The sequence below is a fragment of the uncultured Arthrobacter sp. genome (genome assembly GCF_947493765.1).
Classification (GTDB): Bacteria; Actinomycetota; Actinomycetes; order Actinomycetales; family Micrococcaceae; genus Arthrobacter_D.
In genome coordinates this window covers 65,164-78,409 of the sequence record NZ_CANLSZ010000003.1, presented here as the reverse complement: position 1 = coordinate 78,409, position 13,246 = coordinate 65,164, and the positions used below count along the sequence as shown (strand labels likewise).

Below are 13,246 nucleotides of genomic sequence, written 5' to 3'. Positions count from 1 at the left end.
GGACGCGCCGGTCAGAAGCCCAGACCGCGCCGGGCGGCATCGACCGTCGGCTGATTCCACCGGTCCCGTTCCGCGTCGGCCGTGAGGGACCGGAGCACGGCGCGGTCCAGGTAGAGCCGTCCGTCGAGGTGGTCGGTCTCGTGCTGGAAGATGCGGGCCGGCCACCCCTCGAGCACCGTCCGGACCGCCGTGCCATCGGGCCGGGTGTAGCTCGCGATGATGCTCCGGTGGCGTTCGACGACGGCCTGGTAGCCGGGCACCGACAGGCAGCCCTCGTAGAACGCCTCGAGCCTGTCGTCCGCGGGCTCGTAGCTCGGATCGACGACGACGGTGAACGGCAGGGGAGTGCGTGAGCGGGCTGCGGCGATGTCCGCGTCCTGTACTCCGCCGTCCTCGAGGACGGCCATCCGGAGGGGAATGCCGAGCTGCGGCGCCGCCAGTCCCACCCCGGGGGCTGCACGCATCACGGCCCGCAGGGTGGTGACGAGCTTGGCGAGGGTGGCGTCGTCGAGCCGGCCGGCGACGTCCTGCGCCCTGCGCCGCAGCACGGGATGGCCGGCGCGGACGATCGGCGGGAGGTCCACGGCGAGGACGGCCGCCACGAGCGCTGCGAGCTCCTCGCGCGAGGTGGTGTCGGGCGGACTCTCGGAGGCGGGTCTCATCGCTCCAGCCAACCACAGGGCAGGGCCGGTCGGGCACGCCCATTGCCGGGCGGCGGCCGGCGGCGGAGAATCGGACGTGCAGCACGGCGACACGCACCCGGCTGTTGGAGGCTGAACGCACATGACACCCACCGGAACCGCAGTCGACGCGGGCCACGCGGCGGATCTGCACGACCTGATCCGGGTTCGGGGGGCGCGGGAGAACAACCTGAAGGACGTCACCATCGACCTCCCGAAGCGTCGGCTCTCGGTCTTCACGGGTGTCTCGGGGTCGGGGAAGAGCTCGCTCGTCTTCGACACCATCGCCGCCGAGTCGCAGCGCATGATCAACGAGACGTACAGCGCCTTCCTGCAGGGCTTCATGCCCACGCTGGCGCGGCCCGAGGTCGACCTCCTCGAGGGACTCACGACGGCGATCATCGTGGACCAGGAGCGCATGGGCGCCAATCCCCGTTCCACCGTCGGCACGGCGACCGACGTGAACGCGATGCTGAGGATCGTCTTCTCGCGTCTCGGGCAGCCCCACGTCGGGTCGCCGCAGGCGTACTCGTTCAATGTCGCCTCGATCAGCGGCGCCGGTGCGGTGACGTTCGAGCGCGGGGACACGACGGTCAAGGAACGCCGCAGCTTCACGATCACCGGCGGCATGTGTCCGCGCTGCGAGGGCATGGGATCCGTGACGGACATCGACCTCACGCAGCTCTACGACGCCACGAAGTCACTGAACGGGGGAGCGCTCACCATTCCCGGGTACAGCATGGACGGCTGGTACGGGCGGATCTTCGGCGGCTGCGGCTTCTTCGATGCCGACACACCCATCGAGAACTTCTCCGAGGAACAGCTGCACGACCTGCTCCACCGGGAACCGACCAGGATCAAGGTGGATGGCATCAACGTGACCTACGAGGGGCTGATCCCGAAGCTCCAGAAGTCGATGCTCGCCAAGGACCGGGACGCGATGCAGCCGCACATCCGCGCCTTCGTGGACCGCGCCGTCACCTTCACGCCGTGCCCGGACTGCAACGGCACCCGGCTGAGTGAGGCCGCCCGGTCCTCCAGGATCGACGGCGTGAGCATCGCGGATGCCTGCAGGATGCAGATCAGCGACCTCGCCGACTGGGTGCGCGGGCTCGACGAGCCGACCATGGCGCCACTGCTCGCCGCGCTGGGGGAGACGCTCGCGTCCTTCGTGGAGATCGGCCTCGGGTATCTCAGCCTGGACCGGCCCTCCGGCAGCCTGTCCGGGGGCGAGTCCCAGCGCACCAGGATGATCCGCCACCTCGGCTCGTCCCTGACGGACATCACCTACGTCTTCGACGAACCCACCATCGGCCTGCACCCGCACGACATCGAGCGCATGAACTCACTGCTGCTCAGGTTGCGGGACAAGGGCAACACCGTCCTGGTGGTCGAGCACAAGCCGGAGCTGATCGCGATCGCCGACCACGTGGTCGATCTCGGCCCGGGAGCAGGCGCCGCGGGAGGCTCGGTGTGCTTCGAGGGCACGGTCGGGGAGTTGCGCCGCAGTGGGACACTCACGGGCCGCCATCTCGATGACCGCGCCGCACTCAAGGACTCGGTGCGGACTCCGCGCAGCGTCCTGGAGATCCGGGGGGCCACGTCGCACAACGTCCGGGACGTCGACGTCGACATCCCCTTGGGCGTGCTGTGCGTCGTGACCGGCGTGGCCGGCTCCGGCAAGAGTTCGCTGATCCACGGTTCGGTCTCCGGCAGGGACGGCGTGGTCGCCGTCGACCAGACGGCCATCAGGGGCTCCCGGCGCAGCAATCCGGCAACCTACACCGGCATGCTGGAGCCCATCCGGAAGGCCTTCGCCAAGGCCAACGGAGTCAAACCCGCCCTGTTCAGCGCGAACTCCGCGGGTGCATGCCCCACGTGCAACGGCGCCGGCGTGATCTTCACCGATCTGGCGATGATGGCCGGTGTCGCGACCACCTGCGAGGTGTGCGGCGGTCGACGCTTCATGGCGGAGGTGCTCGAGTACACCCTCGGCGGTCTCGACATCAGCGAGGTCCTGGCGCTCCCCGTCAGCGACGCCGCGACCTTCTTCGCGGCAGGAGCGTCGAGGGTGCCCGCCGCGGCCGCGATCCTGGACCGCCTGGCCGACGTCGGGCTCGGGTACCTGAGCCTCGGGCAGCCCCTGACCACCCTGTCCGGTGGCGAGCGCCAACGCCTGAAACTCGCCACCAGCATGGGCGAGAAGGGCAGTGTCCTCGTGCTGGACGAGCCGACCGCCGGACTGCACCTGGCCGATGTCGAGAATCTGCTCGGCCTGCTGGACCGCCTGGTCGACGCCGGCACCTCGGTGATCGTCGTCGAGCACCATCAGGCGGTCATGGCGCACGCGGACTGGATCATCGACCTCGGACCGGGCGCCGGGCACGACGGCGGCAGGATCGTGTTCGAGGGAACACCGGCCGATCTCGTGGCGACGCGGGCGACGCTGACGGGCCGGCACCTGGCGGAGTACGTGGCCGGCTGACACCGCAGGATGTCAATCCGCGATCGGTCCTGCGAGGCTCCACGCAGCCCCTCTTCTGCTTCCTAATAAATTGCCGATAATCTACATTATGTCAAGTTGAATCCTGAACGATTACGTCAGAGACTCATCGACCGGTCCCCTCATCGCCAACTCCGTGACCACTTCTGCAAAGCTGAGTCGGCCGTCGATGACGACGTCAAGGTGCACCTCGACGACCTCTCCGGATCGCCAGAAGGACAGCGACAGCCGACTCCATGTGATCCGACTCCGTGCGTCGTCCGTCGCAACCCTTGTCAACAGGTTCGCATTGACCGCCCCCGTCCGGGCCTTCCCTGTGCTCGACGCGCGCACGTCGGCGGCTGATCAGTAAGGAGCGAGCGGTTCTATCCCGAAGTAAGTTTTGGTTAGGTTAGGCTCCGCTAATCTCAAGACAACTGCAGGGATGCTGACCGCTGCCCCGCCGATCCTCCTAGGACCATTTGTGAAGATGATCATTCCCGTTTCCCTCTCCATGCTGCTGCTCTCACTGAGTGCGTGTGGCACGGACGAGGCCCCTGAGACCGCCTCTGGCGAGGACGGCGTCATCACCGTCACCTCGACGGCCGAGGACTGCACCGTGTCCACCGCCGAGGTGGGCTCGGGAGACCTCTCGTTCCGCGTGAGCAACGAGGGCGACGACGTGACGGAGTTCTACCTCTACGGGTCGGACGGATTGCGCATCGTCGGGGAGGTCGAGAACCTCGGCCCCGGCCTCACGCGCGACCTGGTGGTCCGTGCCCCGGCCGGGGACTACATCACCGCATGCAAGCCCGGCATGCAGGGTGAAGGGATCCGCAGCGCCTTCACGGTGAGCGAATCCGGCGAGGATCTGTCGGTGCGGGGCATCGACCAAGCCGACATCTCGGCCGCAGAGATCCGGTACGCGGCGTACGTGCGGGACCAGGGACAGCAGCTGGTGAGCGCCACCGAGGCGTTCCTCACCGCCTACACCACGGGTGACGACGACCGGGCGCGCGACCTCTACCCCACCGCCCGCCAGCATTGGGAACGGATCGAGACGGTGGCCGAATCCTTCGGGGACCTCGACCCGAGGATGGATCTGCGCGAGGCGGATCTCGAGCCCGGCCAGGAGTGGACCGGGTGGCATCGCATCGAGAAGGATCTGTGGCCCCCGGCGTCGGGCTACGAATCGCTCGGGAGCGAGGCCAGGGAGCCCGTCGCAGCCGATCTGATGAGCACCACGGAACTCCTCGACGAACGCTTGCAGGACCAGTCCTACACCGTGACCGATATCGGGCACGGGGCCAAGGGGCTGCTCGACGAGGTCGCGGCCGGCAAGATCACCGGTGAGGAGGACATCTGGTCCCACACCGACCTCTACGACGTCCAGGCCAACGTCGACGGCGCCCGGGTGGCGTACGAGGGGGTCGAACCACTTCTCGCGGTCAAGGACCAGGCGCTCTCGGAGGAGATCGCCGCCCGCTTCGACGCGCTGCAGCGACTCCTGGACCGGTACCGCACGGACGACGGCGGGTTCGTCTTCTACGACACCGTCGGGGAGTCGGAACGGAAGGAACTCTCGGACGCCGTCAACTCTCTCGGCGAACCGCTGTCGAAGATGACGGGAGCCATCATCCTGTGAGGGCGAAGCGTGATGACCGAGCGGGAGGCTCCAGGAACGGCGTCTCGCGGCGAGGGCTCTTCGGCGCCGTCGGCGTGACTGCCCTTGCTGGAGCATCCGGTGTGAGCGGCTGGGGTATCGCCCAGGCACAGGAGCCGGCGCCCGCCGACGGACCCCTGGAATACCCCTTCCACGACGACCATCAGGCCGGCATCGTCACCCCGGCACAGGAGCCGGCTGCACTTCGCCGCCTTCGACGTCACCACCGAGTCCCGCGACGCACTCGTGGAATTGCTGCAGGCCTGGACCGATGCGGCCGCCGCCATGACTGCGGGGCACCCCGTGGGCGGGGGTTCACCCCTCCCCTACGATGCACCACCCGACGACACGGGAGAGACCCAGGACCTCGACATGGCGGGGCTGACCATCACGTTCGGCTTCGGTCCCACCCTGTTCGAGAAGGACGGGGAGGACCGCTTCGGGCTGAGGGCCCGTCAGCCCAGGGAACTGCGCCGGCTCCCCCACTTCCCCGCGGACAATCTCGACGACGCTCGCAGCGACGGTGACCTCTGCGTGCAGGCCTGTGCCAACGACCCCCAGGTGGCGGTCCACGCCATCCGGAACCTCGCCCGCATCGGCTTCGGCACGGTCGCCATGCGCTGGGCCCAGCTGGGATTCGGCCGCACGTCGTCCACCAGCACTGCACAGACCACGGCCCGCAATCTGTTCGGCTTCAAGGACGGGACCTCGAACCTGAAGGCCGAGGACCCGGACGGCCTGGCGGAGTTCGTCTGGGTCCGGAGGGACGACGATCCCGCGGCCGACTGGCTGGCCGGCGGCTCCTACCTCGTGGCGCGACGCATCAGCATGCGGATCGAGACCTGGGACCGGACCAGCCTGCGGGAGCAGGAGACCCTGATCGGACGGGACCGCGTGGAGGGTGCGCCCCTGTCCGGTGGCACCGAGTTCAGCGCACCCGACTTCGCCCTGGACGGCCGGGACGGTCCGATCATCCCGCTGGACTCCCACCTCCGGCTGGCGCACCCCGCTCACAACAACGGCACGAGGATGCTGCGTCGAGGCTACAACTTCACCGACGGAGCCGACGCCCTGGGCAGGCTCGATGCCGGGCTGTTCTTCATCGCCTTCGTCCGCGAGCCGCAGAGCCGCTATGTCCCCCTGCAGAACACCCTCTCCCGCGACGACGCCCTGATGGAGTACCTCGAGCACACCGGTTCCGGACTGTGGGCGGTCCCGCCCGGCGTCCGGGCGGGCTCCTACATCGGTCAGAGCCTCTTCGCCTGAGGTGGACACCGGAGAGGCACGGCACTGGGTCCGCGCACAGGCTAGCGTTGCGGTATGGACCACGAGCACCGCTACGACGTCGAGATACTGCACCTGCTGGTGTCGAAGGACCATGCCTACTTCGGACGCTCCCGGGACGGCGCGGCGGACGTCGCCACGACCGACGCCGAGAGCGTGGATGTCGTCGCCGGAAAGGGCATCGTGGGTGATCGTTTCTTCGGCAAGGCGGCCCACATGGACGCCGCGGTGACCCTCTTCGCCGTCGAGTCGCTGGAGGACATCGCACGCCAGCTCGGGTCATCCCCGTTCGATCCCATGCTCCCGCGCCGGAATGTGGTCCTGCGGGGGGCGGAACTCGCCCCGCTCGTCGGCCAGGACTTCGTCCTCGAGTCCGCCGGCAGCAGTGTCTCGTTCCACGGCGGGCGGCCCGCTCACCCCTGCGTCTGGATGGACCGGGTCCTGGCACCGGGAGCTCATAAGGCGATGCGGGGACGGGGTGGTATCCGGTGCCGCCCCCTGGGCAGCGGGGTCCTCCACCGGGGACCCGCCGTGCTCGTCAGTCCGGTCCCGCTCGACGCCGGCAGGGCCCACGTCGCCTCGGTCCGCCTCCCCAGCCGCCTGCCCTGACCGCTCCTGCCGGCGCGTGTCTCTCCCGGAGTGCTGCACCCGTGGAGGTCCGCGCGGATCCGCGGGGTCCTTCGGCGTCGACCCGTTCCCGGGGCTACGCTTGCACCATGGCCCGCCCCCCGGACTCCCCCGTCGCCCGCCGATCGCGCGGGCACCGCGGACCGGGCGGCGCAGCGGCCTGGACCGCTGCCGACGTCGCCCTGGTCCTCGTGTTCGCAGCCCTGGGCCGGCGAACACACGAGCACGGCATCACACCGATCGGGATCCTGCAGACGGCGTGGCCCTTCCTGCTCGCCTACACGCTCGCCGCCGCTGCTGCCCGCTCCTGGAGGTCCGCCGGCAGCCCCTGGCCCACCGGCGTCGTCCTGTGGCTGGGGACCGTTGCGGGCGGTCTGCTGCTCAGGGCTCTCTCCGGCGTCTCGGTGGCCCTCAGCTTCCAGCTCGTCACCCTGCTCGTGCTCGGCCTTCTGCTCCTGGCGCCCCGGCTCGTCGGTGGCGCCCTCGCGCGGCGGCGGTCACGCATGCCGGTAGCGTAGGACGACCACTCCCCGGTTCCGCGAAAGGCATGCCATGATCACCGCGTTCGTCCTCATCCAGACCGATGCCTCACGTATCCCCGAGAGCGCCCAGTCCATCTCCGAGATCGAGGGCATCAGCGAGGTGTACTCGGTCACCGGCGAATGGGATCTTATCGCGATCGCCCGCGTCAGCAGGCACGAGGATCTCGCGGACGTCATCGCCGACCGGCTGTCGAAGATCGAGGGCATCCGTTCGACGACGACCCAGATCGCCTTCCGCTCCTACTCCCAGCACGATCTGGATGCCGCCTTCTCGCTCGGCTTCGACAGCTGACGATCGCTGACAATTCGACAACTCATGGTTCGAGCGCTGGTGCTTCGAGAGCCGACGGTTCGGGAGCTCCCGGTTCCGCAGTTGCCCGACGGTACGCTGCACCCGGCCTCGTCGAACGAGGTCGCGGCGGCACTCAGTAGGATCTGCTGACCTCGACCCACCGCGCCAGGACGCCCGCGGCGGCGCCCGAGTCGATGGACTCGCGGGCGCGGGCCATGGCCGAGGTGATCCGATCGACGAGACCGCCGTCCGCCCGCTCCTCGAGGGCCACGAGACCGGCGGCAGCATTCAGGACGACGGCGTCCCGCACGGGTCCGGCCTCGCCGCCGAGGACGGCACGCACCACCGCGGCATTGCCCCCGGCATCGGTGCCCCGCAGCGCGTCGACGGGTACGACGTCGAGGCCGAAGTCCGCCGGATGGACGCCGTGCGCCCGGACCGCGCCGTCACGGACCTCCCAGATCGTGGAGGTACCGCTCGTCGTCAACTTGTCCCTGCCGTCGTCGCCCCGGAAGACGAGCGCACGGATGCCCCGGGCGGCGAGCACACCGGCCATGAGGGGTGCCATGCGGGCGTCGGCGCAGCCGAGCGCCTGGGCGCTCACCCCGGCCGGATTGCTCAGCGGACCGAGGAAGTTGAAGGCCGTCGGCACCCCGAGTTCGCGGCGTGGTACCGCCACGTGCTTCATGGACGGATGGAAGACCTGCGCGAAGCAGAAGGTGATGCCCGCGCGCTCGGCCGTCCGCGCCACATCGGCGGGCGCCAGGTCGAGCCGGACGCCGAGCTCCTCGATCACGTCCGCCGCCCCGGAGGCCGACGACGCCCCCCGGTTGCCGTGCTTGACCACCTTGGCTCCCGCGCCGACGGCCACGATGGAGCTCATCGTCGAGATGTTGAGCGTGTTCAGACCGTCGCCACCGGTGCCGACGATGTCGAGCGTGGGCCCGGCGACCTCGATCCGGTGCGCCCTGTCGAGCATCGCCTGGACGAGGCCGGCGAGTTCGTCGACGGATTCCCCCTTCGCCCGCAGCGCCACGAGGAACCCCGCGATCTGGGCGTGACTCGCCTCGCCCGCCATGATCGAGTGCATCGCCCAGCGGCTCTGCTCCGTCCCCAGATCGCTCCCCGCCAGGAGGGCCGAGAAGATCGAGGGCCAGGTGGACGGCAGTGCTGAGGGGGTTGTCGGCAGGCTCACGGTCCCAGATTATCTACGAATTGTAGAAAGTCATGCCGCAGAAGTTCCGCGTGAACACGGGGGTCGCCGCAGGCCACCCCTGACCGAACCACTCCCGGGGCCGTTTCGCGTTGGTGATCGCGCGGCGCTTGGGGCCATAATGATCTCGTGACCTCCGCGACCCAAGCCCCCAGTGCCGCGCCGCATCCCGCGCTGAACCGCCCCAACATGGTCTCCGTCGGGACCGTCGTCTGGCTGTCCAGCGAGCTGATGTTCTTCGCAGGCCTCTTTGCCATGTACTTCACCCTGCGCTCCACCTCCGGCGAGCTGTGGGCCCTGGAGACCGAGAAGCTGAACGTGCCGTTCGCCCTCGTCAACACCATCATCCTTGTGTCGAGCTCCTTCAGCTGCCAGTTCGGAGTCTTCGCCGCCGAGCGCCTGCAGCCCCGCCGGACGGGCGGGCCCTTCGCCATCGCGCGCTGGGGCATGGTCGAGTGGTTCCTCCTCACCTTCCTCATGGGCGCCATCTTCGTCTCCGTGCAGGCCTACGAGTACGCGGAGCTCGTCTCCGAGGGCGTCTCCCTGTCGTCCAACCCGTTCGGTTCGGCCTTCTACATCACCACGGGCTTCCACGGGATCCACGTGGTCGGCGGGCTCATCGCCTTCCTGCTGATCATCGGCCGCGCCTTCATCGCACGGCAGTTCGGTCACTTCGAGGCCACCTCGGCGATCGTGACGTCCTACTACTGGCACTTCGTGGACGTCGTGTGGATCGGCCTGTTCCTCATCATCTACTTCCTCCAGTAATTGGCACCCGTACGCTCTTCTACTAGAGGTAGAATTCAATGAAGAAGTCCGGCAGCTCCGGTACCACAAGAGGCAGGAAACAACCCGTGAAGGCACTCTCGCAGAGGCGGCGTCACCCCCTAGCAGCTGTCGTGCTGCTCCTGATGGCGCTGCTCGCCACCGGCGGGATCTACGCCGCGGCCAGCACCGCCAACGAAGCACAGGCACAGACCACCGCGTTCACGGCCGACGACGTCGATGAGGGAAGCAAGCTCTTCGCCGCCAACTGCGCCTCGTGCCACGGTATGGGCGCTACCGGTTCCGACGCGGCGCCGTCCCTCGTGGGTGTCGGCGCGGCCTCCGTGGACTTCCAGGTCGGTACCGGACGCATGCCCATGCAGATGGACGGGCCGCAGGCCCAGGTCAAGCCGGTCCAGTTCGACGACGAGGAGATCCGCCAGATGGCCGCATACGTCGCGTCCCTGGGAGCTGGGCCCGCCATCCCGTCGGACGAGATCCTCGATCCCGCTGAGGGTGACACATCGGCCGGCGGTGAGCTGTTCCGCGTCAATTGCGCCATGTGCCACAACGCGGCAGCAGCGGGCGGTGCACTGACCCGGGGCAAGTACGCTCCCTCCCTCGAGGGCACCAGCGAGAAGCACATCTACGAGGCCATGGTCACCGGCCCGCAGAACATGCCGGTGTTCAGCGACGCCAACATCACGCCCGAGGACAAGCAGGACATCATCGCGTTCCTCAAGACCATCGAGGAGCAGGGCTCCCCCGGCGGAGCCGACCTGGGCTCGCTGGGACCGGTCTCGGAGGGACTGTTCATCTGGGTCGCCGGGCTCGGCGTCATCATCGCCTTCACGGTGTGGCTCACGTCAAGGTCCTCATGACCATCCGGAAGTCTTCCGTCGACGAATCACCCGTAGATCTACGAACACTGCTACACCTGAAGAAGGATGCGAGGGATCATGGCCGACTCTAGTCACGGCACCCCGGGAACCACGGTCGCCGTCGGTTCGACGGGCCGGCAGCTGGACGAGTTCGACAATCCGGGCCTGCCGCCGCACAGGCCGCGGCTGGCGGACCGGGATCCCCGAGCGGAGAAGCGCGCCGAGCGCCAGGTGGCCCTGCTCTTCGCGATCTCCGTCGTCGGGACGCTCCTGTTCTTCGTCGGGTACTTCTTCATCCCGCTCGACCAGACGATCGAGCGACTGCGGCTGCAGAATCTCATGCTCGGCCTGGGTACCGCCTTCGCGATGCTCGGGATCGGCGTCGGGATCGTGCACTGGGCCAAGACGCTCATGCCCGACCACGAGGTCACCGAGGATCGCCACGACATTCGTCCGGAAAGCGATCGTCAGGACGCCGAGAAGATCGTCAACGACATCCTCGACGAGTCGGGGATCAAGCGCCGCCCCCTCATCCGCAACACGCTCCTCGGAGCCGCCCTGCTGGCACCTCTCCCGGCGATCGCGATCTTCCGCGACCTGGGACCGTTGCCGGGCAACGCGCTGAAGGAGACCATGTGGGATGCGGGTGTCCGCCTCACACGGGACCCGAGCGGAACTCCCATCCGGGCCGCCGACGTCACCATCGGATCGGCTTTCCACGTCATCCCGGAGGGGCTCAACGAAGCCGAGCACAAGCTCGAGGAGAAGGCCAAGGCCGTCGTCCTCCTCATGCGCCTCGATCCCAACGAACTCAATCCCTCCCCCGGCCGGGAGGACTGGGCGTACGACGGGATCGTCGCCTACTCCAAGATCTGCACCCACGTCGGCTGCCCCGTAGCACTCTACGAACAGCAGACGCACCACCTTCTGTGCCCCTGCCACCAGTCGACGTTCGACGTGGAGCACGAGGCGAGGGTGATCTTCGGACCAGCGGCCCGCCCGCTGCCGCAGCTACCGATCGAGGTCGACGACGAGGGCTACCTCGTCGCGTCGAGCGATTTCCAAGAACCCGTAGGACCTAGTTTCTGGGAGCGAGGCTGACATGAGCAGCTCAACTGCGACGCAACCCTATGTACCGAAGACCCGCGTCGGGAAGGTGACCGATTACGTCGACTCACGCGTCGGCGGCTCCACGATCGTCAAGGAGTTCGGCCGGAAGATCTTCCCCGACCACTGGACGTTCATGTTCGGGGAGGTGGCGCTCTACACGTTCGTCATCCTGCTCCTCTCCGGAACGTTCCTCACCTTCTTCTACGACCCTTCCATGGCGGAGACCACCTACGAGGGCAGTTATCTGCCTCTCCGCGGCGTGGAGATGTCGGTCGCCTACGCCTCGTCGCTCGACATCTCGTTCGACATCCGCGGCGGCCTCTTCATGCGGCAGGTCCACCACTGGTCGGCGCTGCTTTTCGTCGCCGCCGTGGCGGTCCACATGTTGCGCGTCTTCTTCACCGGAGCGTTCCGCAAGCCCCGCGAGTTCAACTGGGTCATCGGCTGCACGCTGCTCATCCTGAGCCTCGCGGCCGGCTTCACCGGATACTCGCTGCCCGATGATCTGCTGTCGGGCAACGGACTGCGCATCATCGACGGCGTCATGAAGGCCATCCCGGTGGTCGGGACCTACCTCAGCTTCTTCCTGTTCGGTGGGGAGTTCCCCGGTACCGCCATCATCGGCCGCCTGTACGTGCTGCACATCCTCCTGGTACCAGCGGTCATCCTGCTCATGATCGGCCTGCACCTCTTCCTCGTGGTCCTGCACAAGCACTCGCAGTTCCCCGGCCCGGGCCGCACGAACACCAACGTGGTCGGTTATCCGGTGGGCCCGGTGTACGCAGCGAAGGCCGGTGGATTCTTCTTCATCGTCTTCGGCATCCTCGCGGCGATCGCGGCGGCGTTCACCATCAACCCGATCTGGAACTACGGGCCCTACGACCCCTCTCCCGTCTCGGCCGGCACGCAGCCGGACTGGTACATCGGGTGGGTGGACGGTGCGCTGAGGTTGATGCCCGGGACCATCGGGAACTTCGACTTCGAGTTCATGATCCCGTTCCCGTGGGGTACCAACGCCCTGCCGCTGAACGTGCTCATCCCCGCGCTGGTGCCGGCCATCATCCTCTTCACCCTGATGTTCGCCTGGCCCTGGATCGAGGCGTGGGTCACCAAGGACACCCGTGAGCACCACCTGCTGAACCGTCCGCGCAACGCTCCCACCCGCACCGCCATCGGCGTCGCCGGCGTGACCTTCTACTGCGTGATGTGGGCGGCGGCCAGCTCGGACCTCATTGCGACCCACTTCATGGTCTCGCTGAACGATGTGACCTACTGGCTCCGGGTCCTCGTGATCCTCGGCCCGATCCTGGCATTCATGGTGTCGCGGCGGATCTCGCTCGCCCTCCAGCGCAAGGACCGCGAGGTCGCCCTGCACGGGCGGGAGACCGGTCGGATCGTGCGGCTCCCCCACGGTGAGTTCATCGAGGTGCACGAGCCGGTGGACGACTACAAGCTGTACACGCTGACCAGCTTCGAGTCGCCCCTGCCGGAACTGCCGACGCCGGGCAGGAACGGCAAGGTGAGCCGTCTCGACAAGGTTCACGGACGGGTGTCCCGCTTCTTCTTCGAGGACAGGGTGGCCCCGGTCACCCCGAAGGAGCTCGCGGCATCGCACGGTGACCACCACGAGGAGGTTGCCGGTGCCAAGGACCGCGAGGCCATCTCGAGTCGGTAGCGCCGTGCCGTAGCACGGTGACGGACGCAGAG

Annotated in this window: 11 protein-coding genes and 1 pseudogene; 10 read left to right on the top strand and 2 right to left on the bottom strand. The window is 68.0% G+C overall.

Going from position 1 to position 13,246, the window contains the following annotated elements:
* Positions 1–11: 11 nt before the first annotated feature.
* Positions 12–662, bottom strand: a complete 651-nt coding sequence (locus Q0747_RS05530; RefSeq protein WP_298252424.1) for a peptide deformylase — start codon at positions 660–662, stop codon at positions 12–14.
* 121 nt (positions 663–783) lie between these two features.
* On the opposite strand from Q0747_RS05530, the gene Q0747_RS05525 reads away from it, so the two are divergent.
* The 6 genes and pseudogenes from Q0747_RS05525 (at position 784) to Q0747_RS05500 (ending at position 7,570) form a co-directional block, all read left to right on the top strand.
* Complete coding sequence (locus tag Q0747_RS05525) at positions 784–3,165, top strand: excinuclease ABC subunit UvrA (protein WP_298252422.1); 2,382 nt, start codon at positions 784–786, stop codon at positions 3,163–3,165.
* A gap of 487 nt (positions 3,166–3,652) precedes the next feature.
* Positions 3,653–4,807, top strand: a complete 1,155-nt coding sequence (gene efeO, locus Q0747_RS05520) for an iron uptake system protein EfeO (protein ID WP_298253039.1) — start codon at positions 3,653–3,655, stop codon at positions 4,805–4,807.
* Positions 4,804–6,091 (top strand): annotated as a pseudogene (gene efeB, locus Q0747_RS05515) (iron uptake transporter deferrochelatase/peroxidase subunit). The gene efeO and the pseudogene efeB overlap by 4 nt, the downstream one beginning before the upstream one ends.
* 54 nt (positions 6,092–6,145) lie before the next feature.
* Complete coding sequence (locus Q0747_RS05510; RefSeq protein ID WP_298252420.1) at positions 6,146–6,718, top strand: MOSC domain-containing protein; 573 nt, start codon at positions 6,146–6,148, stop codon at positions 6,716–6,718.
* A gap of 107 nt (positions 6,719–6,825) precedes the next feature.
* Entirely contained in the window at positions 6,826–7,254 is a 429-nt protein-coding gene (locus Q0747_RS05505; RefSeq protein ID WP_298252418.1) for a DUF3054 domain-containing protein, read from the top strand.
* Between the two features lie 34 nt (positions 7,255–7,288).
* A complete protein-coding gene (locus Q0747_RS05500; RefSeq protein WP_148600176.1) occupies positions 7,289–7,570 on the top strand; it encodes an Lrp/AsnC family transcriptional regulator in 282 nt (93 codons plus the stop codon).
* Positions 7,571–7,703: 133 nt separating this feature from the next.
* Here the strand turns inward: Q0747_RS05500 and trpD are convergent, their stop codons facing one another.
* The gene (gene trpD / locus Q0747_RS05495; protein ID WP_298252415.1) at positions 7,704–8,765 is read right to left on the bottom strand and encodes an anthranilate phosphoribosyltransferase; all 1,062 of its coding nucleotides are present in this window, start codon (positions 8,763–8,765) and stop codon (positions 7,704–7,706) included.
* 147 nt (positions 8,766–8,912) lie between these two features.
* Here trpD and Q0747_RS05490 point away from each other — a divergent pair, with 147 nt between their 5' ends.
* The 4 genes from Q0747_RS05490 (at position 8,913) to Q0747_RS05475 (ending at position 13,214) form a co-directional block, all read left to right on the top strand.
* A complete protein-coding gene (locus Q0747_RS05490; RefSeq protein WP_298252413.1) occupies positions 8,913–9,551 on the top strand; it encodes a heme-copper oxidase subunit III in 639 nt (212 codons plus the stop codon).
* 86 nt (positions 9,552–9,637) lie between these two features.
* Positions 9,638–10,429: a c-type cytochrome gene (locus Q0747_RS05485; RefSeq protein ID WP_298252411.1), complete on the top strand. Its 792-nt coding sequence runs from the start codon at positions 9,638–9,640 to the stop codon at positions 10,427–10,429.
* A 78-nt stretch (positions 10,430–10,507) separates the two neighbouring features.
* Positions 10,508–11,530, top strand: coding sequence for a ubiquinol-cytochrome c reductase iron-sulfur subunit (locus tag Q0747_RS05480; RefSeq protein WP_298252409.1), 1,023 nt, complete (start codon positions 10,508–10,510; stop codon positions 11,528–11,530).
* Position 11,531: 1 nt separating this feature from the next.
* A complete protein-coding gene (locus Q0747_RS05475) occupies positions 11,532–13,214 on the top strand; it encodes a ubiquinol-cytochrome c reductase cytochrome b subunit (RefSeq protein WP_298252407.1) in 1,683 nt (560 codons plus the stop codon).
* The last annotated feature ends 32 nt before the right edge of the window (positions 13,215–13,246 follow it).